Genomic DNA, 24,325 nt, shown 5'->3' on the forward strand with positions numbered 1-24,325 from the left:
AGGGAGAGGTGTTCTGTGATGAACGTGGCGATACTGGGCGCCGGTCACGGCGGGACGGCGATGGCCGCTCATCTCATGCTCAACGGCCATTCCGTCAGATTGTACGATAAGTACCCCGATGTCCTCCGGCCGATTCGCGAAGCGGGCTTCATCAGGGTGACGGGGGTCATTGGCGAGGGTGAATACCGGCCGGATCTCGTGTCCGACTCGCTGGAGGACGCAGTGACGGGCGCGGAAGCGGTCATGGTTGTGACCCCCGCCTTCGCGCACGGTGAAATTGCGGAGAACGTCGCCCCCCATCTCGAGGATGACCAGGTGATAGTGCTTCACCCCGGACGGACGGGTGGGGCCCTGGAATTCCGGCGGATCATCCGTGAGATGGGGTGCGCGAGGCGGGTGTACGTTGCCGAGGCGGGCACGCTCCTCTATGCGTGCAGGAAGATGGGGCCCACTGAAGTGAGGGTGATGGGGGTGAAGCAGAAAGTCAGGCTCGCGGCCCTGCCTTCGACGGATACTGCTCACGTGCTCGGGGTTATCGGCCGGCTCTTCCCACAATTCGCCGGGGCCAGGAATGTCCTGGAGACCAGCCTCATGAACATCGGCGCCGTGTTCCACCCCGCGCCGACCCTTCTGAACATGGGAAGGATAGAGGAGACACTGGGGGATTTCCTCTACTACCATCAGGGGATCACCAGGGGGGTGGCCCGCATCGTAGAGCGGGTCGACGGGGAGAGGGTTGACGTGGCCCGGGCGCTCGGGGTCGAGGTCGTCCCCGCGCGTGAGTGGCTTGCCGAGGCCTACGGGGTCGGCGGCGACACCCTGTACGAACGCATCCAGAACAACGCGGCCTACTCCGGTGTAAAGGCCCCCGGCAACATGAATGTCAGGTATATCACCGAGGATGTGCCAACGGGCCTGGTGCCCCTATCTTCGCTGGGACGCGTTGCCGGCGTGAAGACGCCGGTCATGGACGCGCTGATCGACCTGGCGTCGGCACTTCACGACAGGGACTACAGAGCCACCGGTCGAAATGAAACCACACTGGGCATTAGAGGGCTGACGCCGGCGGGTCTACAGAGGTTCGTCGACGAGACCGCGGTGTGGATCTGAGTGGCGCGGATCGCTCGCGACCGTAAGGGTGTGCCACCATGCGTTGTGCTGGACTGCGGTTGATATGCGGCAAGAAAGGCGGCGGCCGGGTGGCGACCAGGGCTGCTCGCTGGTTCGCCGCGACGGCTCTGGCTCTACTGCTGACACTGGTCTGCCCCCACGGGGCCAGCGCCGCTCCACCGGTTCCCGGGCGTACCGTCAAACTGGGTGCGAACAAGCACCTGCCACCGTACGAATTCCTCAACGAGTACGACATGTTCAAAGGCTTCAACGTGGACCTCATCAACGCCCTCGCCATAGAGACAAACCAGGACATCGAGGTGTACCCGATGTCCTGGGCGCTGGCACGGATATCCCTGAACAGAGGGTACGTGGACGGCTTGCAGGGGCTGGCGCGAACGCCTGCAGAAGCGAGCCTGTTCGACTTCACTGACCCGTACCTTACGGTCCAGGGCAGGATCGTCGTCCGGCGGGAATCGTCGAACATCGTCGACGTGGAGGATCTGAAGAGCCGGAGGGTGGCCGTAGAAAAGGACAGCGCCGCCCATGAGGCGCTGAGCAGGTATAACGCTATTGAACTCGTGCTATTGAACAGCCAGGTGGAAGCGGTAGAAGCGCTGCTCAGCGGCGAAGTAGACGCCGCCGTAGCGTATGACGTCGCGGCCCGGTACGTTGCGGAGAAATGGCGAAAGGCCGATGAAATCAAGATAACGGGTGAGCCGGTGTTCGATCTGCCGTATTGCATAGCCCTGGTGAAGGGGAACTCTCATCTCGTCGACTCCCTTAATCGCGGTCTCCGTTCGTTGAAAAGGAAGGGGATCTACGACCGGATATACGAAAAATGGTTTGGGCGCCCCGTGGACGTCAGCGGGTACTGGTCGCGGCGGTACCTGTACCCTGCCGTTTATGCGCTTGGGGCCCTTGCTCTGGTAGCCCTCGGTTCGCTCAGCTGGAACTACGTGCTGAACCGCGAAGTCAGGAACCGTACTCTCAAATTGAAAGAGATCAACACCCAGCTGGAGGAGCAGCGCAAGGCTGTCGCGGAAAGCGATGCTTTCAAGGAACAGATCCTCAACAGCGTGGGCAGCGGTATAGTCACCCTCGACAGAGCCGGGCGGATCGTGGCGATGAACGAGGCGGCCGCATGCTACCTCTTCCCGTTGAATGGAGGGAAGGCGCCCGATGGAGTTCCGGGATCCCGCTACGATGAGACCCCTCTGGCCACGTTCGTGGAACGCGCATCCATCGATGATTGTATGAATATTTCGCGCGCCATATCCGGGGTGGACAGGGAGATCACGCTGCCCGACGGGCGACGGTTGTTTTTCAGTATCAACGCCTATCCACTCGTCAATGTCGACGGAGAAGCGGACGGAGCGATCGTTGTCTTCACCGACGACACCGAGAGAAGACGACTCCAGGAACAGGTACACAGGCAGAACAAGCTGCAAGCCCTCGGCCAGATGCTGGCAGGGGCTGCGCATGAAATAAAGAACCCCTTGAGCTGCATCAAGAATTTCACGGACCTTCTTCCCAGGAAATTCGATGTGCCGTCATTCCGCGATGAATTCCTGCACCACGTCCCCGCAGAAGTGGCCAGGCTGGATCGCATTGTCTGTGACCTCCTCGATTTCGCGCGGCCCAGGGCGCCCGCACCGGAGATATTCCGCGTCCGGTCGCTGGTGGAATCGGTCCTGGCGTCGTGCCGCAAGGCGCTCGAACGGAGGGACGCGCGGGTCGACGTGACCGTGGGGGAGGAAACGGTGTTTGCAGACCTTGACCAGATGAAGCAGGTAATGATCAACGTGCTCCTCAACTCCGCGGAGTGGATCCGGGAGCGGGGGAGGGTTGTAATCACCTCCTGGGTGGAGGACGATGTCACCGTCATCAAGGTAACCGATGATGGAAGGGGAATACCGGAAGAAGCCCTGCGGGACGTGTTTAACCCGTTTTTTACGCTCCGGCAGGGGGGGACAGGCCTCGGCCTCACCCTAAGCCACCAGTACGTCAGCGACAACGGTGGCTCCATAGACATCGAGAGCATTCGCGGGAGTGGAACCAGCGTGGTGCTGCGACTACCATCCACCCCGGGACCGCAGGGAGGATCGACCGCATGAACCGGAGGAAAATCCTCATCCTCGACGATGAACCGGGCATCTGTTCTTCCTTGAAGTTCCATTTCGAAGACGAATACACCGTCTTCCAGACGCAGGACCCGGCGGAGTGCCTCGATATCCTGCGAGAGCATGAGATCGATGTGCTGCTCCTCGACCTCATGCTCGGTGATACGCACGGTCACCAGGTACTGCGGGAAGCCAGGCGTATGTTCCCCGACCTGATAGTGATAATCATGACCGCATACGGCACCATTCCATCCACAGTGGAGAGCATGAAGGCAGGGGCGTTTTCGTACCTGACGAAGCCCGTGGACCTGGATGAGCTGGGCGTTCTGGTGAAGAAGGGCCTCGAGTACGCCGACCTCCACAGGAGCATCAAATCCATCGGCGACGACCTGTATGCGAAATATGCGCAAATGGGGATCGTGGGAAGGAGCCGCGCCATGGAGCAGGTCATGGCGCTCATAGAGAAAGTCAGAGACATCGATAGCAGCATCCTCGTTACCGGTGAGAGCGGCACCGGAAAGGAGCTCGTGGCGCGCGCGATCCACTACGGGGGCAAAAGGCGCGGCGGCAGGTTCGAAGCGGTCAACTGCGCCGCAATACCCAGGGACCTCATCGAAAGCGAGTTGTTCGGGTACGAAAAAGGCGCCTTCACGGGCGCCGTCCAGAGTAAACCGGGGCGCTTCATGCTGGCGAACGGCGGCACGCTTTTTCTCGATGAGATAAGCGAGCTCGACCTCCTGGTCCAGTCGAAACTGCTCCGGGCACTCCAGGAAAAGGAGATTTCACCCCTGGGATCCACGAGTACACACCGCGTGGACGTCAGGATCATAGCCGCAACTAACAAGAAACTGGCAAGCCTGGTGAAGGCATCCCAGTTCAGGGACGACCTCTTTTACAGGCTGAATGTGATCAACATCGACCTGCCGCCATTGAGGGAGCGTTGTGACGACCTGCCCATTCTCGTGAGCCACTTTATCAGGAAGCAGGCCAGGCTTTTAGGGAAGCGCGTGACCGGAATCGAAGCCCAGGCCTACGCGATTCTGCAGGGGTATTCGTTCCCCGGGAACGTCAGGGAGCTCGAAAACATCATCGAGCGGGCTGTGGCCCTGGCGGAGAAGGATACAATCCGCGTGCAGGACCTCCCGGATCACCTGTACGAGTACGACCGGCTCAGGTTCGGCAACCATCTTCTCAGGGTGTCGCTCGGTGAGCCACTGCACGAGGTAGAGCGAAGGGTCATCATGGCGACGCTCGAGAGACTGAACGGCAGCAGGAAGGAAGCATGTCGCATGCTTGGTATCAGTGAGAGGGGACTGCGGAACAAGCTGGCGAGGTACAGAGTGATGCGAGCGCTCGACGCCAGTGGAAACCGCGTACACCGGGCCCTCGTGGGTTGCGAGCCGGACGGCGTCGCAGGAAACCGGGGTGGAACCCGTGCGCCGGGAAAATATGAATGATATGTCGTCCCGCGGGCGGCGGTTCGTGTCGGTGGTCATGCTCGTCGCGATCGCCACAGGCTACTCCGTGTTCGGGTCCGGGTGCGTACCGAATGACTGGCGCCCCGCCCGGAGCGCTGTCACCGGCGACGATGATACCCATGTCGATACGCCCGCAAGCCGCGTGCTGGTGTTCGCAACCGGCGAGATCTCTGGAGCGTACAACAGGGTGGGGAGCGTACTGGCGTCTCTCTGGTCCCGTAACGTGGAATCGCTCAGGGTCGTGACCCGGTCCACTGGTGGTTCCATGGCAAACCTCACCATGTTGTCGCGGGGCGAGGTCGATGTCGCGTTTGCCGCGTCCAATTCAGCCTACAGGGCGTTCGCGGGTCAGGCGCCGTTCAAGGAGCCGGTCCGGGGGCTCAGGGCAGTCGCCGCGCTGTACCCCGAGGTGTTTCAGTTCATAGCGAGGAAGGAATCCACGGCCAGGTCCATCTCCGACCTGAAAGGCCTTCGCGTGGCAGTGGGCAGCAGATCGGGCGGCACACACCTGACCTTCCTTGAATTATTGAAAGCCCACCACCTCGATCCGGAGGATATGCAGCTCGAGTATCTATCCTTCTCAGAAGCGGTGTTTGCGATGCAGGCAAACATGATAGACGTGGCCGTTGTTGGAGCCGGCATCCCCACGCCCGCAATCGAGGATATGGCTGCCATGTTCGACATTAAGCTCCTGGAGGTGGACCCTGACAGGACCCGCGGGTTCATCAAGACCCAGCCATACCTGACCCAGTACAGGATCCCCGCTGGAACGTACCGTGGAGTGGACCACGACATTCTTACGATAGCATCGCCGGCCCTGCTCGTCACGACGGACCGGCTCCCGGACGGGGTTGTCTACGCGCTGGCTGAATCCATGTTCGGAAACGTGGAGCTCCTGAGGAGCCAACCTCATTGCAAGAACATCCAGATTGAAGCGGCTACCAGGGGGCTATCGATTCCGCTTCACCCGGGGGCTGAGCGCTACTACCGTGGCGCGCTCGTGAATACCTCGACGACGATGAGGCCGTAGCTAACCGTAAACTGCGCCAGCGCGGTGAGTCTGTCGCAGCGCCACGTCCAGTCTCTTCACCCACTGGCCTGGCGGTACCTATCCCCGCCGGGTTGAAACCAAAGCCTAGCGGTGTCCAGTAGACCGGGGCAACTCCAGATCGCACATGACGAGACCAGCCGGCACCTTGGGATAGAAATAGGTAGTCTTGCGCGGGAATCGATAACCCTGGCAGGCTTTCCGGAAAACCTCATCCACCGAGACAGATGGCACGAGAAACGCGATCTCAGCCCGCCCAGAAAGGACCTCCTGCACCGCCGACGTGGCATCCCGCGTATACTCGACCACCGGGCTTCCTCCTGGCGCGCCCTCCACCCCGAGGACGCCGTCCACAACACGATCCACCAACTCCAGGACTCCGGCAGTGTCGCGATCGCTGGAAATGGCCCACGCGCGGTCCCTGCTCGCCGCTACCAGCGTTGTCTTCGAGCCACCCGATTCGGCCAGCGATTCCAGGAAAGCCGCCCCCTTGGCTGGCCATCGTTTGTCGCCAGCGGGAGCAGCCATAGGGGCAACCTCTCCCGCGCTACCGAAGACGCCGGACACAGCATCGATAAGCCGCTGGGCAGTCCCCGCAGAGCGCACCAGACGATGTGTGGGCAGAACCACCAGCCCGGGGTCGCCCGTGGAAACCAGCGCAGCAAGGACGGCCGCGCGGCCGTCACGGCCCGTCCTCTCCCATGCAAACCGCCCCACTGATTCATAGCGATGGTGGCCATCTGCAATCACGGCCCGCAGCGGGGCGAGGGCTGCCACCACGCTGTTAACCAGCGCCCGATCGTCCAGGCGCCAGACCCGCAACTCCTCGCCCCCGAGCTGCGCCACCAGGTCGGGGGATCGCCCACTCAACACGGCCTCCACCTGGGACGCCACCCGTCCACGAGGGTCCTCGTACAGCGCAAGGATGGGACTGAACTGCGCCCTGCAGGCACGCAAGAGGTGCAGGCGATCCTCCCTGGGGGCGGTCATAGTCTCCTCGTGCGGCATTACCCCTCCTCCAAGGCGACCCACCAGGGCCGTCCTCACAAGACGGCAGCCGCCATGCAGGAACGAGTGCCGGTACACGTACAGGGACGGCACTGGGTCACGCACGAGGATGCCCTCATGGCGCCACGATGACCACCTTGCGGCGGCTTCATTGTACCTCGCCGGAGGAGGGTCCGCCGGAGGAATGCACAATTCCAGGCGAACGCAGTTGTACGGGTGCTGCGCCTCCAGGCGCCGGGCGTCCTCTTCGCCAACCACGTCGTACGGCGGGGAGAGAACCGGACCGAGGTCCCCGCCCACCCGGTCAGGATTGAAATGAACCCCTTCAAATGGAAGCAACTCCGGCACGACAGCGCTCCCTCCTCAGCGTTCCAGGTACACAGGGCGGGCCGAGAGCACGCCCTTCACCTTGACCACGCGGGCCACGGCGTCAGGAGGTGCCGGCGAGTCCATGCCCAGCACCATGATTGCCTCTCCTCCCCTGGTCAACCTGGCCACCTGCATCCCGGAAATGTTCACCCCGGCTTCGCCAAGAATGGTGCCCACCTGGCCGATGATCCCGGGCTGGTCCACGTGCGGGCAGACGAGCATGAATTCGGCCAGCTGAGTGTCCACACGGTGCCCGTCTATTCGTATGAGGCGGGGATCCCCCAATGCCGAGAGGCTTCCCGCCACACTGCGCTCGCCTCTGCTCGTGACGGTCCCGATATCTATCGAACCCGGGTACCCGTCCCCCGCTTCGGTCCTGACCTCGCTAATCTTGATGCCGCGTTCGCGTGCCAGCAACGGTGCGTTGACAGCATTGACATGCTCCTGGAGGAGTGGGCGGAGAAGACCTTTCAGCACCGCGGACAGCAGGGGGCGGGTATCCATGTGGGAGACCTCGCCCGACCAGGTCACCCTGACTGAAGAAATCATCCCTTCTGACCATTGGGCTGCAAAAGAACCCAGGGCGCCGGCGAGGGGCAGGATAGGGGCCAACCGCTGCCCATCCTCGGGTGCTGGCGCGGGGATATTAACTGCTGCAGAAACAAGTTCTCCCCGAAGCACCGCCAGAACCGTCCGCGCCGTCTCCACCGCCACGCTCACCTGGGCTTCCCTGGTAGATGCACCCAGGTGGGGCGTGATTACCACGTTATCGAGGTCGAGGAGCGGGTGGCCGGCATGGGGCGGCTCCGAACACAGGACGTCAAGGGCCGCTCCGGCCAGCCTGCCATCCCTGAGGGCACGGGCCAGCGCATCCTCGTCAACCACCCCTCCGCGCGCGCAGTTTATGATGCAGGCACCCTTCTTCATTCGTGCAATGGCTTCGTCGCCGATAAGACCCTCCGTGTCATGCGTGAGGGGAACGTGTACACTCAGAAAATCGGCCGCCGGGAGGATCGCGGACAATTCGCCTGGAACGACCCCCATGCTCTCCATCCTCTCAGGAGAGACAGCAGGGTCATAGGCCATTACCTTCATCCCAAGGGCCAGGGCCCGCCTTGCCACTTCCGAGCCGACCCTGCCGAGACCGAGAAGACCCAGTGTCTTGCCCCGCAGTTCTGTGCCCATAAAGCGGTTGCGCTCCCACTTGCCCGATGTCACGTGCATGTGGGCCTGCGGTATCCTGCGGGCAAGGCACAGCATCAGCCCTATCGTATGCTCGGCCACCGCCACCGAGTTGCCACCGGCGGCGTTCACCACCACAACTCCCGCCCGGGTGGCTGCCTCCACGTCGATGTTGTCGACTCCGGCCCCCGCCCGCCCGATCACGCGCAGCCGCGGAGCCGCCGCAATCGCCCGTGCGCCGATGCGGGTGGAGCTTCTCACGAGGATGGCGTCATACCCCCCAAGGCGCTCGACAAGCTGGTCCTCCTTCTGGGGCCCGCATACATCCACCTCAGCCTCATGCCTGAGGATGCCGACCCCTTCCTCCGCTATTCCGTCCGTTACCATGATTCGCAATTGTGTCACCCCCCGGCGGTGAATACTTCTTCAGCAGCAGCTACAGCGCGGCCGCGTTCGACAGGACGCCCGAGATCCGCGCACGCCATCTCCAGGGCGGCCAGGGTAACGATCACTTCCTGCCAGCTGACATTGCCCACGTGTCCGACCCGGAAGATCCGCCCCGACAAGGGCCCTTGACCGCCCGCCAGGACCACCCCGTACTTCCGCCCGAGGGTCGACAGTAGTTTCTGCCCGTCGAGCCCCTCAGGCAGCACCACGGCGGTCACCGTGTTTGAGGCGCAGTCGTCGGAGGCCAGGGTCTGCATTCCCATGGCCCGTACCCCGGCGCGCACGGCCCTGGCCACGGTCGCGTGGCGGCGGAATACGTTCTCGAGGCCCTCGGTTTCCAGCATTCGCAGGGACTCGCGCATCGTGAAGAGTAGCGAGACTGCGGGGGTATACGGAGTCTGGGGGTCCGGCCGCTCGAGAAATTTGCGCGCCGCCTTGAAGTCCCAGTATACGCTCCGGGACACCGTCCGCTCCACCTTCCCCCAGGCCTTTTGGCTCAACGATATCGCGGCAAGGCCGGGCGGGGTCATGAGGCCTTTCTGGGAACCCACGACGACCGCATCGATTCCCCAGTCGTCCTGCCTGAGTTCGATAGCGCCCGTCGAGCTTATGGCATCGACCACGAAGAGAACGTCGTCCCTCGGAATGGCCTTTCTGATTGCCGCAAGGTCCATGGTGACACCCGTGGAGGTCTCGTTATGGGTGACCACGACTACTCCAATCGACGGATCCCGCTCCAGCGCCGCCCCCACTTCCGCCGGGTCGACCGCTGTCCCCCACTTCGATTCGATGACCTGCACATCAGCGCCGGTCACCCGCAGGATCTCGGCAAACCGCGCGCCGAACTCCCCGGCCACGGCCACCAGCACCTTCTCCCCGGGGGATACCAGGTTGACCGCCGCCGCCTCCATACCCCCGGTCCCGGCGGCTGGGAACAGCAGCACGGTACCAGCGGTCATCAAGACCCGCTTCAATCCCCCGGTTACTTCATGGAGAAGAGCGCCAAATTCCGGACCTCTGTGATTGATCATCGGCTGCGCTCCGGCTAACGCCGCGCCGACCGGCACGGGCGTAGGGCCGGGAATCATGAGACACTGTCGCTCCACCATCCATTCCTCCTCTCGTTTTGTACCCCATAAAGAGTAAAGAACCCCTCGTCCCCGGTAATCGGGGACGAGAGGCTCCTCTCGCGGTGCCACCCCGCTTGTCGCGCCGCTGTCTGGTTTACACCGCGGCCCGACCGCTCAACGGGCTGTAACGGATCCCACCGTCAGGCTTCCGGTTTAGCCGTGCCTGCCCTCCAGGCCGGAATTTCCCATGATGGGAGGCCGGCTCGCACCAACCGCCGGCTCTCTTGACCTCCCGATCAGGTACTCAACCCTTCATTGGGGTAACATATTTAGCGCTTAGTCTATCCGGTGGTCCGTGTGTTGTCAATAGGCTAGTTGAGGCGTGTTATCAGTTCTTCTCTGCGCCACAGCAGCGGTCGCGTGTACACCTGTGCCCTGCAGCAGCAGTCACGCCGGGAAGTGTGCTCCACAGCAGAGATCGCGCCGAAATCCCTGCTGTACAGCAGACATCAGTGGCAGCCATATCCCAAAACGCGCCGTGGTCAACGCAGGCTGACCTTTCTTTCTGCTTTGCTAGATATGTCGTCCAGCACCACAAACGTCCTGACCTCTTCGTTCCGGTATGACACCGACAGAATCGCAACCTCGACGCCAAAAAAGTCCCTTGCGTTCTCCTCGGTAACGATCGAGCCTGTTGGCCCCATGGTAAAGATCTCTTACGATAAAGTCGCGGTCAACGATGAGGCTCAGAGCCTTGTGCATGCGTACATCGTTAAACGGCGGCCTGGTGCCGTTCGTCATGATGTAATGGGTTATTGTTGAAGGAGCAGAGGAAAACGCAAACCGGCCCTCTCTTGACAATTCCCTCGTGTGTGCAGGCTGAATGGCCCCGAGGTCCATCACGCCCATGATTTCCCCGGCACGCAGTGCCGCCAGTCGTGTTTCTGGGTCCGGTATCACTTTGACCCGGATGCGTTTTGTCTTGCCTGGCTTGCCCCAGTAGCTGCCATTGGCTTCCAACAAGGCATACTGATCTCTCTTGTGCTCCACGAGTCTGAATGGACCAGTCCCCATCGGTAGGCCATTAAAATCGCCGTTCTCCTCAAAGCATTTGGGACTGAACATGGCGCTGTAGAAGCTGACCATCCTGTGAAGCAACGTAGGTTGGGGTTTATTGAAAACGAGCCTCACGGTGCTGCTATCAGCTTTTTCAACCTGCTTCAGTGCTGGGTACGCTTCTTCGATATTGAATGAGTAAAAGGAAGATGGTCGGGGGCTGATCCTCTGGTAACGTTTGAAGTTCGCAATCACGGCATCAGCGTCAAGAGCGACCCCGTCATGAAACCGTACGCCTTGCCGAATCTTGAATGTCCATTCCCTGCCGTCGCGCGACATTTCCCAGCTTTCAGCCAAACATCCCTTTGGTTCGCCCCGGCTATCGAGGTCAATAAGCGGCTCCCAGACATAGAGGATGGAGCTGCAGTAGTATGGGTCCTTCACCCCGGGAACCAGGTCTCGCGGGGCGGCAAGGACGACCTCTGCGGATACCGCCCGTCTGTTGCTCGAGCACCCAGTGACTGAAACTGCGAGTACAACGCCCAGCAAACACAGCAGAGACGAACGCAAGAACAGTCCAATCCGGTTGAGCATAAGAAGACCCCTTTTCGACGATAGTTGTTGTTCGATGTCGGGACACCGCGTCACACTTGACCATCCATCCCGCAACGGCTTCATGTCGTCCGACGTTCGAACATGGGAAGGCGCGCAAGGCCACGAGCCAAGACTGTCGAACACTACCCAACAGAAAACCCTCCGCTCCTACACGAAGCAGAGGGCTTAACCTGCCATTGCTGGCCGATCCACCCCCTATCCGGCGTAGGGGACGACCTCGATTGCCAGGCAACCGGTCTCCTGACTAAGGTTCATCGCTCTGGCGCCGCCTTCCCAGGTATTGCCCAGTGGCCTTATGGCGCCTTGCTTCCCCTCACAGTGGCGGGACCGTGTCAGACTTGCACTGACAGCTGCCCAGGTTGCACCGGATCCTGGTCTTGAAGGACCTGGGATTGACGTTGGATCAGATCGCGACGCTGCTCCGCCAGGAGCTGTCGGCCGAACAGATCCGGGGCATACTCCAGCTGAAGAAAGCAGAGGCTGAGCGCACTTGTCTGAGGAGCGGGCACGGCTGGCAAGGGTCGAGGCGATGCTGGCGCAAATCGAAAAAGAAGGGAAGATGCCCATGTACGAAGTAGTGCTGAAAAAGATTCCCGCCCAAAATGTGGCAAGCGTCCGTAGGATTTTGCCCAGAGCAGCTGCACTGTTGGCAGCATGTTTCAAAGGCATGCTATGTTCATGTCGCTTTATCTCTCGGATTACCTCGAGGAATAACCTCGTCTGTCGAGCCGCTTTCTCTTTTTCCAATTCGTCTGCGCAGGCAAAAACTGAACGTAGCCTTTAAGTCAGGGGATCGCTTTCAACCTGTGCATTTTGAAAGCATTCCACTATCCGTTCCGGAAAGCGGACATCGAGTTAGATGATTCCCGTTCACCTGTTCCATCAAAGGGAGCTGCTGAAACAATACTCCGTTACTTGATGAGACATGACCGATGCAGCTGACTGCTAGCAAGGAACTTTCCTTGAATCTGATTCACGGTATCCAGACACACCCGTCCGCTGACACAAATGTGCCGAACGCCCGCGAAAGTGCGGCTATCCGCTGTATGATGCGGGTGGCGTTCTCGCCGCTGGCCGCGACGGGCGAGCATCCATCGATCACCACGGGGATCACCTCCGCCCCCAACAGGCCGGTGCTCTCGTTTTCCGCACCATCCGTGCGCCTGGTCGCGGGCCCGCCCACGTTGAGACAGCCCACTTCGATCTTCAGCACGAAGGTCTCGCTGGTAGATGCGACGTCGATCACGCCCGCGCGAACGCCCCCCTGGTCAAAGACGAAATTGCCCAGGCTGTACGCTATCAGCGAGGTGCTGCCCGGCGGCCCCCCGTTAGGGTGGTAGACCTCGATGCCCTGCACCACGTGGGGGTGGTGCCCTAACACCACGTTCGCACCCCAGTCGCAAGCGAGGTGCGCGAGGTCCACCTGCGCAGGGCCTGGCACGCTGGAGAACTCCTTCCCCCAGTGGAACGAGACCACCACAACTCCGGCGGCCCGGCGGGCGGTCTCGATTTCGTCCCTGATTGTTTCCGGGTCGAAGAAACACACCCACGGGCGCTGAGGGTCGAACACGACCCCTTCCTGAGGAAAGAGGTTGTACGCTAGGAGGGCTACTGTGAGTTCCGGCTCCCCGGGCCCCAGGTCGAAACGGCGAATCTGCGGGAGTCTGGCCGCCGCAGGGGTATGTCCCGCACCCACGACGCGAAGGCCTGCCTGGAGCGCAGCGTCGATCGTATCGCCGAGGCCGCCCGGCCCCTGGTCAAGGGCATGGTTGTTCGCCAGGCACAGGTCGGTGATTCCAGTCTCTCTCAGAGAATGCAGCCACTCTGGCTCGGCCCTGAACACGAATCGCTTGGCCGCCGGGGCGGCCACGGTCGTAGCTGGACACTCGAGGTTGACCAGTCCGATGTCAGCGCCGCCGAACAGTTGCCTGGCACCGGAGAGCAGCGCCCGGAGTCCGTCCCTGCCGCCCGCCCCGCCGCCTGTGTCGCTTGCGCCGTTCGAGGCTCTCGCGCCGCTCCCCGCAATGGCTTTTCGCACTCCGCGATCGAGCAGGACGTCCCCCGCCGCCACGATGGTCACAGTTTCGCGCGCACTGCGCGCCGCGCGCAGATTACGCACCGCCCCCACATCACGGCCGACCACCGGCCGCGCGACGACAATCCCAATACCAACACCCAGCGTTACGATCGCGGCCATCATGCTGGTTCGCAGACCACGACCTGCCGGTGAACCCGAGCCCCGGGCCAACGCCCTTGTCAGCGCGCCGGTCAACAACCCGAGTTGTACGGCGTGGCCGGGACGGGCAGTTTCGCTTTTACCGGAGCCAGGAACGTCCCGGTCCATGGCGGGATGCCCGGCGCCTCCCCTTTGTCGAGCATGCTGCGCCATTCTTCGTCGGTGAGTCTCCGGTCGCTCACGAACTCGTGGTATGAGAAGACAGCACCCCTCGTCAGGTATAGCTTCCCTTCTATCGGAACGACCACGAATATCTCGTTCGCCCTGCCCACGCCCTCCTCAAGGCACGAAGACTGGGATGTGTGCACGTCGGCGATGACCGCCATGTCCTTGTCACCCTCGTCGGTCACCTCGAACCATCTCATGCGCATCGTCTCATCCTGGCCCTCGACCAGGGATGCCGTCAACTCCTCGAGGAAAGCACCATACATCCTGATCTGGGTGTACTCTTCCCTGGTCAGCGGCTGCCCCTCCAACTCCTTGATTGACATACGCTCCAGGAACCCGAGGAGCTGCTCGAAGGTCGATAGCCGCTGAGACATGGACTCGGTTAGTACGCCGCGCACCCCCAGCCCGTTCCAGGCCTTCGTCACCAGCCAGCGAAGCCTTGAGTAGAACTCGGGCTGCGGCTCGACATATCCCCTGATGAGAGGGGGCGGCTCATCCCCCCCGCACTCCGCGCCACTCTGCTTGCCATAAAGGATCGTGTCGTGCCTGAGCTCCGCCCACCCCGCGAGGGCTGTGTTGAGGCTCTTATCTTCCCACGCCGTGTTTCTCATGAATGAGGGATACCCGGTGTCCCGGGACTCGAGCAGGGGGCGAACCGCCCACAGCCATCCCCAGTAGAGGTCGGATTGCCAAGTGGATTCCGGCTCCCGCGCGAGGCGGGCGGTCTCCTTTTCCAGCAGGCCAGCGTAGTCCGGCCACTTGATAGGCTCCTTGTACATCTGGAACAGGATCGTCCTGGCCTCCGTGGACCCCATCGCCGCCATCACGTCGAGACCCTTCGGGAACGGGCGCTCCGGCCACTTCGACAGGTTCTGCAGCACTTCCGAATCGGCGATGTACCTCTGTCCCATGAACCTGAACTGCAGCCCCCCGGGGATTCCCGCAAGCTTCACCTTGATCCTCGAACCGGGCAGCTTCCGTGCCTCCTCAACCAGCGACTCGACGGCGCGCTTCTCGCTCACCGTGTCAGGGTCCAGGCCCTTGCCGGACGCCTTCTCCGCCGCACCCAAGAGGGCGACCGGGGTCAGGTCGTCGGCCTTGCCGGCGAAAAACGAGGTCGGCTCGTATACCCTGTTCCACAATTCCAGCAGGCGCGGGTCCACCCTCAGGGCCAGGCAGATCAGTGCGGCCACGCGAGCGAGCTCGAGATCGGGCTTGCCTTCGGCCGTCTCCAGCGCAACCGGCACGTTACCGTACCACATCATCCCGCGGAAATATGCCTTGAGGTCGTCACTCCGGGTGTAGTGGCCTCTGGCCTTACACTGGGAGTAGTCGACCATGTAGGGGAACAGGTTGGATTGCGCCCTGCCCTGGGCCTCGAGCGCGAGCGTCGTTTCCCTGGCAACCAGGGATTCCATCTCCGCCGGCAGCGAGAACTTGGGATTCCGCTGCATCCCCAGAAGGCGGGCGGCCGTTTCGAAGTAGGCCGCAGCCTTGAGCGCGGCCGCTTTCGCTTTGGGGGTCTTCGAGTCGTGATAAAACTCGAGCATCACGCCGTACATGCGGTCCGTGAGTTCCTTCACCGCCGGGTACAGCCTCCTGGCTTCCATGTTCCTCAGGGTCGAATCGTATATAACGTGGTAGACCTGGAGCACAGAGTCCACGGAAATGAAGCTGGGTATCAGCAGGTACTCGTTGTTTTCGTAGATGTAGAACAGCTGCTTCTCCATCGTCGGGCTCACGAAGAACCCGTTCTTCGCGAGGAGGGACTTCTGGTCCGCGGTGAATGACCCGAACTGCGCCAGGTTCTCCACGTTCGACAGGTCAGACTTTACAGTGTAGGGTGCAACGACCGGCTTCACCGCGGGTGCAGGCCACGCGGGCACCTTCTTGGGGAATTGCACGTCGCCGGTCTCCACGGGTTCACCCGGTTGCCCGGGTTCGGCCGGAGCCTGCTCCTGGGGCTCCTGCCCGGCTGGCTTGCCGGGAGCCCCAGCCTGGGGCCGCGTACACCCGGCAGCCACCCCGCCGAGAATCGCCAAAACCACCGTGATCGCCATTATCCGCGCAATCACTCGCGACCCTGCTCCCATCACGGAACCCTCCCTGCCAGCCCATCGCCGGGCTGTCCTTCGGTACCGTCCACTGCCTCGAACCCAAATCCACTCCACTTGTATGCCCTGGTCGAGAACGCCCCCGATCGCTCGAGCTCCACAGCCACCAGCTCGAGACCGCCGTCACCGTCGGCGTCCTCCACGCCAAAATCCACAAACGGCCTGGACAGCCGCGATCCCAGCCACCGCGGGACCGGCCCCTGCTCCGACCAGGCGTACACGAACAACCGCCTGTCAAAGACCGGGTCCAGGCGGGTCGTCTTCCAGACGCCCACCAGAATCTCGGATCGCCCATCGCCGTCCACGTCGCCAGAGGCCACTTTCCAGGGGTTGAGGCCCCGCAGGCCGGTCCACGACTTGCGGTCGACAAGGAAAACCGTCATCTGCCTGCCGAATTGCTCCAGGGGATTACCGGTCACCATGAGCAGTTCGCGCACGCCATCACCGTCGACATCGCCCAGGCAGGCCGACCTGGGGAAGGTCCCGGTTGCCACGGCCACGACCGCGACGGCAGCCAACAGCACGGCAAGGGTCCCTGCAACGCGGGCCGTAATCGGGGAACGGGAGATCGGGAAACGGGAGATCCGTCCTAGCATGTGCACAAGCCGCCTGTCCAGCATCCAGCCATTCGCCCCCCAAAAGCGCCGCGGAACACCTGGAGCGATCCATTGGCGCAAGACCCTACCGTCTCCTATGACGGTCGGGTTTCCCGCGTGGTTCCTCGCGGGACGACGCTGCGCGGCGATTCGCCCCAGGCAATTCACGGGGCTCCTCCCGGGGCGGAACGCCACCCGGGAAAAAATACGATCACGTGGACTGCAAATGATCACGCTTACCGCCCACATGATCGTGTTTGGTAGCCCTGAGCGCGAGTTCTCTCACGTGCGCCAGTAGACTCCGTCGGCGCGGTCCATGAGGCCGGCGTCGATCATGTACCTCCGCAGTGTGGCGTAGTCCGGATGGTACTGCTTGATGATCTCGTTCAGTTCCTTCTCGGGATACTTCCGGTTGCGGTCGAATTTCTCGACCAGCCAGTTCAGTATGACCTGTCGCTTCTTCGGGCTGGCCGGCAGCTCCTTGATCTTTCCGTCAGGGACGAAGACTCGCATCACTTTTCGCTCGTAAGCATCCCCGCTCTCATCCGCGGCGATGGCCACCGCCTTGTCGCCCTCGAGGAACCGCCTGGTGAGGGCGCGGAGAGATTCCATGTCGAGCCTGTAATAGTGCACGTTGCCTTCGCGCCTCATGCTCACGAGGCTCAGGCTCTTCAACTTGTTGAGGTGGTGCGAGACAGTCGGCGCCTGCAGGTCGAGTGCTATGGCTATCTCGTCGACGCTGCACTCGCGGTTGGCCAACACGCCCACAATGCGGAGGCGGCTTTCATCTGCCAGCGCCTTGAAGAACCTGAGCAACGCCTCAAAGTTCTCTCCATCCATTTGGCTATCATCTCCGTGCTGGTTGCCGACTCCCTTCACAGCCGCGACCGTATCGGGGGCGGCGACTGTCGTCCCAGGGGCCTGGGAACATCTCCGTAGATATGCGTCTAATTAGAAGTATATCGAAGCACCTGGCCCGCGTCAAGCGTTTCGGCAAACGCCCTGCTCAGAGGGGGTGTATAGGGAAATCATCTCCGGCGCCACTCGAGCGATCCTGTTCACCCTTCATCGAGAGAGCCATATCGCACCGGTTTCGCACCGATCCACTAGACAATGGGAATTCCCTTGACTCGTCCGATCCCGTAACCCATTGACGCTCTAGAAAAGATTTGGCTCCTCGAGCAGGATTCGAACCTGCAACCCTCCGGTTAACAGCCGGATGCTCTACCGTTGAGCTATCGAGGAGCGCAATCAGCGATACTTATTATACTCGACGGCCTGACCAGAGTCAATCCAGGTCAACATTAACGGCCGGCGCTGGTAGAACGCTGTTTCGGCTCCCACCGCACCCATCCTTTGAGCGTCAGGACCGCACGCCCGGGGCCGAGATCGTTGGTGACCTGCCTCTCAGACCCGGCCACACGGAGCACCACTCCGGAACGTACACCGCCTGACACGTGTATCGCGCAGTTCTCGGCGGCGGCCATGCCGGCAACGGCGCTGCCGGTGAGCGATCTCATGCGCCCCCGCAGGCCCGCCGCTTCGAGAGCGGCGCGCGCCGTCTCGGCCATCGCCAGCAAGTCTTCGTAGAGCACGGAACGCTCACCGGCGCTCAGGGCCGTTTTCGTACCCAGTTCGGTCCCGGCCCGCCCCACGTGCACGTCGCCCGCAGAAACGACCGCTCCCCCGCACACCCACGCATTCTCGGCATGCACACCGCGGCACGCTTCGATTCTCGACCGCAACGTACGTTCACCGATGAACACCCGGCCCACGGCCTGGACCGTTGATATCTCCACGAACCTTGCCCGGAGGTCGCCACCCGCAAGGATGCCGCGTCCCGTGCACCCGGTTATGCCGCCGCCCACCACGACGTCGCCGCCGGCGCTCACCTCGGAGCACTCGATCCGTCCGGCGACCACGTCCCACGCGGCCATGACGCAGGAACGCGGCCCTATCGCCCCGCTTACCACCACCGTCCCGGGGAACTGCAGCGTCCGCCCCTCCTCGATCGATTCAGCCCTCAACACGGGCACCAGTGCCAGGAACGACCCACCTACGAGCCAGGCCTGGCCGTCGATGGATGCGACTATGTCAGCACCGTCAGGGGAATCCTCGACGTTGGGTCCCCGCTCGACGGTGACACTCGATCCGTGCCTGGCCTTCAGCCGGACTCCGGTTACGTCGATCCCATCCACGCCCTGCGTGGGCGGTTCCACCCTGACGAGCGCCTGGCCCTTCGAGACCCATCCCTTTACCACAGCTGGCTCAGCTACGGCGCCTGTTCCATCGCCCGCTCCGGTGCCCGCCCCAGAGCACGCGTCCGCGTCGAAAAGGCGAATGGCCCGGCCATCCCGCCCATTCCTCGCAGGAGTGGCCCAGGCCACAACGGCCTCCTTCCCCGGCCACGGAGACTCCACGAGCTCCGCCACGGCCTCTTCGGCGATGCCGTGAACCACGCCCGCCGTGTGGACCTCGGCGCACACCACCACGAGGTCAGGAAACGCGCCGGCCCCCGGGCCGTCGGCCCACGGCCATATCCGGGCGGAGGCGTCCATCCTGTTCGGGGACAGCGTCGTCAGCACGCGGTTAACCTGCCCCAGTACGTGCAGGGAGGCCAGGGCGAACAAGGCGCCCGCGGAGCGCTGTGTGCACTTCAACACGCGCGCTACCTCCGTTATGGTGAGCCCCTCGAAATGGTACAGCGTGAGGGCCAGCCGTTCGTTCCCTGGAAGCCTCGCGATCGCCCCCGCCAGCGCGCCTGTGACCACCTGCCAACGCTTCGCCACTTCCGTCTCATCGTTCTCACCGAAAGCGCCCCCGCCTCCGGTCGTTTCGCACATCAGGCTCCCGCAGGTGTGAATGAGGACGGCGAGGCTGACTCCCGAAAGGAGGCCCTCCTGCTCTTCGCGGGACAGGCAGGGCCGTCCCAGGACAACGTCGGCGGGAGGCAACACGCCACCCTCCCTGAATCCTACCGTGCAGTTGTGCAGCAGAGGGGAAATAACCCTGTGTACGGCCGCGTCGGACCCCATCGAGCGGCGGAGACCGTCCAGCACGGCTGTGCGGGTCCTCGAAAGGAGGTGTGTGTCGTACTTGACGTCGCCTGCAGGCGGCGCCTCGTCCAGCAGGTTCTGGAGTTCAGCCGCCGCGTAGTCGGTAAGCAGTTCCATGGGCACGCCCGGAGGAAGGTCAAGGGCCAACCGTTCCACGGCCCACTTGAGGAGTTCGGCGCTTTCAATAATGAGGCGCGACCTGACCGCCTGGTCGCGAGTAACAAGGTATTCGCACCACAACCTGTGCCGCCTTGCGGATCGTTCCTCCACGGCTAACACCCCGGGCACGGGCTGCCGGCGGGGTCCGGCCGGCGGGTTCCCCCCGCCATCCCACCGTCAGACCACGATTTCCGAATAATTTCTATGCGATCCGCCTTTATCCTTCGACACTACCGGTGTTTGTTCGACAAGAGGCCGGGCGGGCTATTCGGCCCGTCCGGCCTCTTCAACGTTTAGCCGTCTCCGCGCGTCCCGCGCGGGATCGATCTTACTCCAGGAAGTCTTTCAGCTTCTTGCTCCTCGAAGGATGGCGCAGCTTGCGCAGCGCCTTCGCTTCGATCTGCCTGATACGCTCCCTCGTCACCCCGAACACCTGGCCGACCTCTTCGAGCGTCCGCGCCCTGCCGTCGTCCAGCCCGAACCTCAGGCGCAGCACTCGCTGCTCCCTCTCGGTGAGCGTGTCCAGGACCTCCTCAAGCTGCTCCTTCAGCAGCTGGAACGAGGCGGCGTCGGCCGGCGCGGGGACGTCGGCGTCCTCGATGAAGTCCCCGAGGTGGCTGTCTTCCTCCTCACCTATAGGAGTCTCCAGCGAGACCGGCTCCTGCGCTATCTTCATGATCTCGCGCACCCGCTCGACGGGGATACCCATCTCGTCCGCTATCTCCTCGGCGAGCGGCTCACGCCCGAGCTCCTGCAATAGCTGGCGCGACACGCGGATCAGCTTGTTTATCGTCTCGACCATGTGTACCGGGATCCTGATGGTGCGAGCCTGGTCGGCGATGGCGCGGGTTATCGCCTGCCTGATCCACCAGGTGGCGTACGTACTGAACTTGTAGCCCTTCCGGTAGTCGAACTTCTCGACAGCCTTGATGAGGCCCAGGTTCCCTTCCTGTATGAGATCGAGGAACAACATCCCGCGACCGACGTATTTCTTGGCGATACTGACGACTAGCCTGAGGTTGGCCTCGATGAGCTTCCTCTTGGCCTCTTCGTCGCCCGCCTCCATGCGCCTCGCCAGGTCGATCTCGTCCCCGGCGGTAAGCAATGGCACACGCCCGATTTCCTTCAGGTACATCCTGACGGGGTCGTCGATCGCGATCCCCTCAGGGACCTGGATGTCCGCCTCGGGTTCCACGTCTCCCGCGGTTACATGAGCGTCGCCGGGCTCGAGCGGCTCGAGTACCTTGCCGCCGTCCAGGACCTCGATCCCCAGGTCGGACAGCGCTTCGTATACCTCGTCTATCTGCTCCGGAGTGAGGTCCACTCCCTGCAACGAGTCCATTACCTCGGCGTAAGTGAGCACGCCCCGCTCCTTGCCGAGCTTGATCAGGTCCTGGACCCCTTCGATTGTGATCTCCCTTTTGCTCAACTACTTTACCTCCGCGATCCGCGGGCTACGGTCAGGCTGAACCTTTAACCTCGCTTAATAGCGACTGCATCTCTCTCATAAGGCTGATGCGCTGTTCGGAGTTACCCGCATCGCAACGTGCGATTAATTCGGTGAGAGCCGCGAGTCTCCTCTTCTTGAGAAAGAAAACACAGTCACGGAATATTCTCTCGTCAAAAACGGCGTCTCCGGAGACCGCCAGCGACGCGGCGGCGCTCACGAGGTCCTCATCGTCCAGCCGGTTAATCAGGAGACCGAGGTCCACCGCCCCGCCCTCCGCAATAAGGGCCAGAGCGTGCCTCGCCAGTCTCCCGAATCGCGACCCCGTGAAGCACTCCTGGCTGATCTGCCGAAGCCTGTCGTCCGGGATGCCCGCGAGCATCATCCTGACGAGGTTCTCCTCGGCCTTTTGGACCGCCGGTGTCGAACCATCCTGAACCAGATTTTCTACAGATTTCTTACCGTCTATAGTATGGAGTCCGAGAGCGTTTTTATGCCGTACTACCTCTTCCTGGCTCGTTCTTGCTCGTTTTCTCACCACTGCCCAAACGGACTCGCTCGAGACCCTCAATTCCTCCGATATCCTGGACACGTACGCGGCCTGTTCGACCTCGTTTGATATGCTCCAGAGGAACGGCGCTATCTTTTCGACGACCGCGCCTTTCGCGACCGGATCCGCCGCGCCGTGTTCCTCGACTGCCTTCCTGAATATGTAATCGACGACGGGGAGCGCGGCGTCAACCACCTGGAGGAACTTCTCTCCACCCGCTGCGCGAACGAACTCGTCCGGGTCCTTGCCCTCGGGGACCTGCGCCACCCTCACGCGGCAGCCCGCACCCTTCAGGAGCTCGAGGCTCCTCAGTGTGGCGGCGGTTCCCGCCGAGTCGCTGTCGAAACTCACCACGACCTCGCAGCCGAGGGGCACAATCGCCTGGATCTGCTCCTGCGTTAGCGCCGTGCCGCACGACGCCACCACGTTGTCGATACCCGCCCCGTGGCAGGCGATGGCGTCCATGTATCCCTCGACCACGATCGCCTGGTTCTTGCGCCTTACGGCGTCTTTCGCAAGGTACAGCGCGTACCACACGCGGCCCTTGACGTACACGTCGGTCTCGGGGGAGTTCACGTACTTCGGCGCCGGTTGCGCCGGCCCTGACCCCGCCTGCACGCCGCCGGTCCCGCCGCCGGTCTCCAGAAGCCTGCCGCCGAACCCGAGCACGCGGCCCCTGTGGTCCGAAACCGGGTACATGACCCTGTTGCGAAAACGGCTGTAGTACCCGGTGCCCTGCTCGCGGGGTGAAACCAGGCCCGCCGCCAGCAGGTCTTCGACGGCTATCCCCTCCGCGCGCGCGGCCGCGATCAGCGCGTCCCAGGATTCGGTGGCGTACCCCAGCCTGAACTTCCGCGCCAGTTCCCGCGATACCCCGCGCCGCTCGAGATACTCCCTGGCCTCGCGGCCCGCGTCCGAGCCGAGCACGCGCTCGTAGTACGCGGTCGCCCACTCGAGCGCCCTGAGGATCGCTTCCCGCCTGCTCCGTTTCCTGGACTCCTCGGCGCTCTCCCTCGGGTCGGGGATCCTTATCCCCGCCCTCTCGGCGAGATCCTTCACCGCTTCGGGAAACGAGACGTTCTCCCTCTTCATGAGGAACGCGAACACGTCGCCGCCGGCCTGGCACCCAAAACAGTGGAATACCTGTCTCTCCGGCGATACGGCGAACGAAGGCGTCTTCTCTATGTGAAAGGGGCAGAGCCCCATGTAGTACTTGCCCGTTTTCCGCAGGTTGACGTACCTCGAGATAACCTCGACGATATCGGTGTGGGCCCGAACGTCCTCTATAAGCAGCTGGTCAAATCCGCCCCTCACACACGTCACCCTCACTTGGACTCAAAAAGCCCCATCCCTTTCGGAAGGATGAGGCTTACCGGTCACTACCAGTCTAAGGGAGTACCTCTTCCCCCCTTTTCGCTTGTACCAGCAATGGCCTTATTCGGCAGACCGGCCCTATTTCCTTCTCATATTTCCAGCGGCCACGGCTCGGGCAGGAAGAACTTGCGGTACTGCGCGACCGCGAACCGGTCGGTCATACCCGCGATGTAGTCGCAAACGGCCCGCTCGGGCACCTCGCCCGCGGGCGGCCCCTGCCCCTCGTAAAGGTCGGATGGGTGTTCGAGGTAGTACCCGTAGAGCTGCTCGACGAGATTCCTCGCTTTGGCCTCCTCTTTCTTGGCCTTCGAGCCTACGTACACCCTCTCGAACAGGAAATCGCGGAGTCCGTTTACGGCGGCCGCGATCGCGTCGCTCATCCTTATCTCCGGACGGCCGTCGCTCGAGACGATAACATCGTACACCATGGAGTGAATCCGGGCCGAATGGCGGCGGCCTACCTGGTCGAGGAGCCCCTCGGGGAAATCCGATTCGTCGAGCACCCCGCCGCGCATGGCGTCGTCTATGTCGTGGTTTATGTACGCTATGCGGTCGGAGGCGTGCACGACCTGGCCCTCGAGGGTCGATGGCTTGAGGCCGCCGCAGTGGTTCAGTATCCCGTCCCTGACCTCCCAGGTCAGGTTGAGGCCGTCGCCCCTTTCGAGGACGTCAACCACCCTCAGGCTCTGCTCGTTGTGGCGAAATCCGCCGGGATGTATGGAGTCCAACACCTCCTCGCCGGCATGGCCGAAAGGGGTGTGGCCGAGGTCGTGCCCGAGCGCGATCGCCTCCGCGAGATCCTCGTTCAGGCGCAGCGCCCGCGCAATGGTGCGCGCGATCTGGGCAACCTCCAGCGTGTGCGTGAGCCTCGTCCGGAAATGATCGCCCTCGGGGATGATGAACACCTGCGTCTTGTGCTTGAGCCGGCGGAACGCCTTGGAGTGGATTATCCGGTCGCGGTCACGCTGGAAGCAGGTCCGGACAGGACACGGCTCCTCGGGCCGCGCCCTGCCGCGCGATTGTGAGCTCTTGCAGGCATACGAGGACAGCCGCTCGTTTTCGAAAGCCTCGGCCCTCTTCCTGAACTCCACGGGCATCCCTCCCCTTAGGCCCGGCGCG

General features: G+C 62.5%; 16 protein-coding genes, 1 tRNA gene and 1 riboswitch. Of the genes, 4 read left to right on the top strand and 13 right to left on the bottom strand.

What is annotated here, in order from left to right:
• The first annotated feature begins 18 nt into the window (after positions 1 to 18).
• Genes HPY55_07350 through HPY55_07365 form a run of 4 tightly spaced genes read left to right on the top strand, consistent with a single transcriptional unit; the run spans position 19 to position 5,741 of the window.
• Positions 19 to 1,110: an NAD(P)-binding domain-containing protein gene (locus HPY55_07350; protein ID NPV70441.1), complete on the top strand. Its 1,092-nt coding sequence runs from the start codon at positions 19 to 21 to the stop codon at positions 1,108 to 1,110.
• Between the two features lie 38 nt (positions 1,111 to 1,148).
• Positions 1,149 to 3,227, top strand: coding sequence for a transporter substrate-binding domain-containing protein (locus tag HPY55_07355; GenBank protein ID NPV70442.1), 2,079 nt, complete (start codon positions 1,149 to 1,151; stop codon positions 3,225 to 3,227).
• Positions 3,224 to 4,690: a sigma-54-dependent Fis family transcriptional regulator gene (locus HPY55_07360; GenBank protein NPV70443.1), complete on the top strand. Its 1,467-nt coding sequence runs from the start codon at positions 3,224 to 3,226 to the stop codon at positions 4,688 to 4,690. The genes HPY55_07355 and HPY55_07360 overlap by 4 nt, the downstream gene beginning before the upstream one ends.
• Positions 4,691 to 4,715: 25 nt before the next feature.
• Positions 4,716 to 5,741 carry a TAXI family TRAP transporter solute-binding subunit gene (locus tag HPY55_07365; GenBank protein NPV70444.1) on the top strand — a complete coding sequence of 342 codons (1,026 nt, stop codon included), beginning with the start codon at positions 4,716 to 4,718 and terminating at the stop codon, positions 5,739 to 5,741.
• A gap of 105 nt (positions 5,742 to 5,846) precedes the next feature.
• Here HPY55_07365 and HPY55_07370 read toward each other — a convergent pair whose 3' ends face one another.
• From HPY55_07370 to HPY55_07430, 13 genes are all read right to left on the bottom strand, one after another.
• Complete coding sequence (locus tag HPY55_07370) at positions 5,847 to 7,115, bottom strand: DUF1015 domain-containing protein (protein NPV70445.1); 1,269 nt, start codon at positions 7,113 to 7,115, stop codon at positions 5,847 to 5,849.
• Between the two features lie 15 nt (positions 7,116 to 7,130).
• A complete protein-coding gene (locus HPY55_07375) occupies positions 7,131 to 8,714 on the bottom strand; it encodes a phosphoglycerate dehydrogenase (GenBank protein ID NPV70446.1) in 1,584 nt (527 codons plus the stop codon).
• Positions 8,715 to 8,719: 5 nt separating this feature from the next.
• A complete protein-coding gene (locus HPY55_07380) occupies positions 8,720 to 9,871 on the bottom strand; it encodes an alanine--glyoxylate aminotransferase family protein (GenBank protein ID NPV70447.1) in 1,152 nt (383 codons plus the stop codon).
• A 537-nt stretch (positions 9,872 to 10,408) separates the two neighbouring features.
• Complete coding sequence (locus HPY55_07385; protein NPV70448.1) at positions 10,409 to 11,248, bottom strand: hypothetical protein; 840 nt, start codon at positions 11,246 to 11,248, stop codon at positions 10,409 to 10,411.
• A 467-nt stretch (positions 11,249 to 11,715) separates the two neighbouring features.
• A riboswitch (cobalamin riboswitch) is annotated at positions 11,716 to 11,911 on the bottom strand.
• Positions 11,912 to 12,479: 568 nt separating this feature from the next.
• Positions 12,480 to 13,703 carry a CapA family protein gene (locus tag HPY55_07390; protein ID NPV70449.1) on the bottom strand — a complete coding sequence of 408 codons (1,224 nt, stop codon included), beginning with the start codon at positions 13,701 to 13,703 and terminating at the stop codon, positions 12,480 to 12,482.
• A 71-nt stretch (positions 13,704 to 13,774) separates the two neighbouring features.
• Complete coding sequence (locus HPY55_07395; protein NPV70450.1) at positions 13,775 to 16,003, bottom strand: DUF3160 domain-containing protein; 2,229 nt, start codon at positions 16,001 to 16,003, stop codon at positions 13,775 to 13,777.
• Positions 16,003 to 16,644 carry a VCBS repeat-containing protein gene (locus HPY55_07400; protein ID NPV70451.1) on the bottom strand — a complete coding sequence of 214 codons (642 nt, stop codon included), beginning with the start codon at positions 16,642 to 16,644 and terminating at the stop codon, positions 16,003 to 16,005. The genes HPY55_07395 and HPY55_07400 overlap by 1 nt, the downstream gene beginning before the upstream one ends.
• Before the next feature lie 258 nt (positions 16,645 to 16,902).
• Positions 16,903 to 17,460 (bottom strand): metalloregulator ArsR/SmtB family transcription factor, encoded by a 558-nt coding sequence (locus tag HPY55_07405; protein NPV70452.1) that lies wholly within the window; start codon positions 17,458 to 17,460, stop codon positions 16,903 to 16,905.
• A 330-nt stretch (positions 17,461 to 17,790) separates the two neighbouring features.
• Positions 17,791 to 17,865: transfer RNA gene (locus tag HPY55_07410), tRNA-Asn, on the bottom strand.
• 59 nt (positions 17,866 to 17,924) lie between these two features.
• On the bottom strand, positions 17,925 to 19,946 hold the full coding sequence (locus tag HPY55_07415) for a DUF342 domain-containing protein (GenBank protein ID NPV70453.1): 2,022 nt from the start codon (positions 19,944 to 19,946) through the stop codon (positions 17,925 to 17,927).
• 217 nt (positions 19,947 to 20,163) lie between these two features.
• Positions 20,164 to 21,264: an RNA polymerase sigma factor RpoD gene (gene rpoD / locus HPY55_07420; protein ID NPV70454.1), complete on the bottom strand. Its 1,101-nt coding sequence runs from the start codon at positions 21,262 to 21,264 to the stop codon at positions 20,164 to 20,166.
• A 31-nt stretch (positions 21,265 to 21,295) separates the two neighbouring features.
• Positions 21,296 to 23,146, bottom strand: coding sequence for a DNA primase (locus HPY55_07425; protein NPV70455.1), 1,851 nt, complete (start codon positions 23,144 to 23,146; stop codon positions 21,296 to 21,298).
• A gap of 149 nt (positions 23,147 to 23,295) precedes the next feature.
• Positions 23,296 to 24,297, bottom strand: a complete 1,002-nt coding sequence (locus HPY55_07430; GenBank protein NPV70456.1) for a deoxyguanosinetriphosphate triphosphohydrolase — start codon at positions 24,295 to 24,297, stop codon at positions 23,296 to 23,298.
• Between the last annotated feature and the right edge of the window lie 28 nt (positions 24,298 to 24,325).

It is taken from the genome of Bacillota bacterium, from assembly GCA_013178305.1.
Lineage (GTDB): Bacteria > Bacillota > Sulfobacillia > JABLXB01 > JABLXB01 > JABLXB01.

Excerpts from the sequence above, each read along its gene's own strand:
- HPY55_07390 (NPV70449.1), bottom strand. The coding sequence starts at position 13,703 with ATGGCCGCGATCGTAACGCTGGGTGTTGGTATTGGGATTGTCGTCGCG.
- HPY55_07355 (NPV70442.1), top strand. The coding sequence starts at position 1,149 with ATGCGTTGTGCTGGACTGCGGTTGATATGCGGCAAGAAAGGCGGCGGC.
- HPY55_07360 (NPV70443.1), top strand. The coding sequence starts at position 3,224 with ATGAACCGGAGGAAAATCCTCATCCTCGACGATGAACCGGGCATCTGT.
- HPY55_07350 (NPV70441.1), top strand. The coding sequence starts at position 19 with ATGAACGTGGCGATACTGGGCGCCGGTCACGGCGGGACGGCGATGGCC.
- HPY55_07395 (NPV70450.1), bottom strand. The coding sequence starts at position 16,003 with ATGGGAGCAGGGTCGCGAGTGATTGCGCGGATAATGGCGATCACGGTG.
- HPY55_07400 (NPV70451.1), bottom strand. The coding sequence starts at position 16,644 with ATGCTGGACAGGCGGCTTGTGCACATGCTAGGACGGATCTCCCGTTTC.
- HPY55_07405 (NPV70452.1), bottom strand. The coding sequence starts at position 17,460 with ATGGATGGAGAGAACTTTGAGGCGTTGCTCAGGTTCTTCAAGGCGCTG.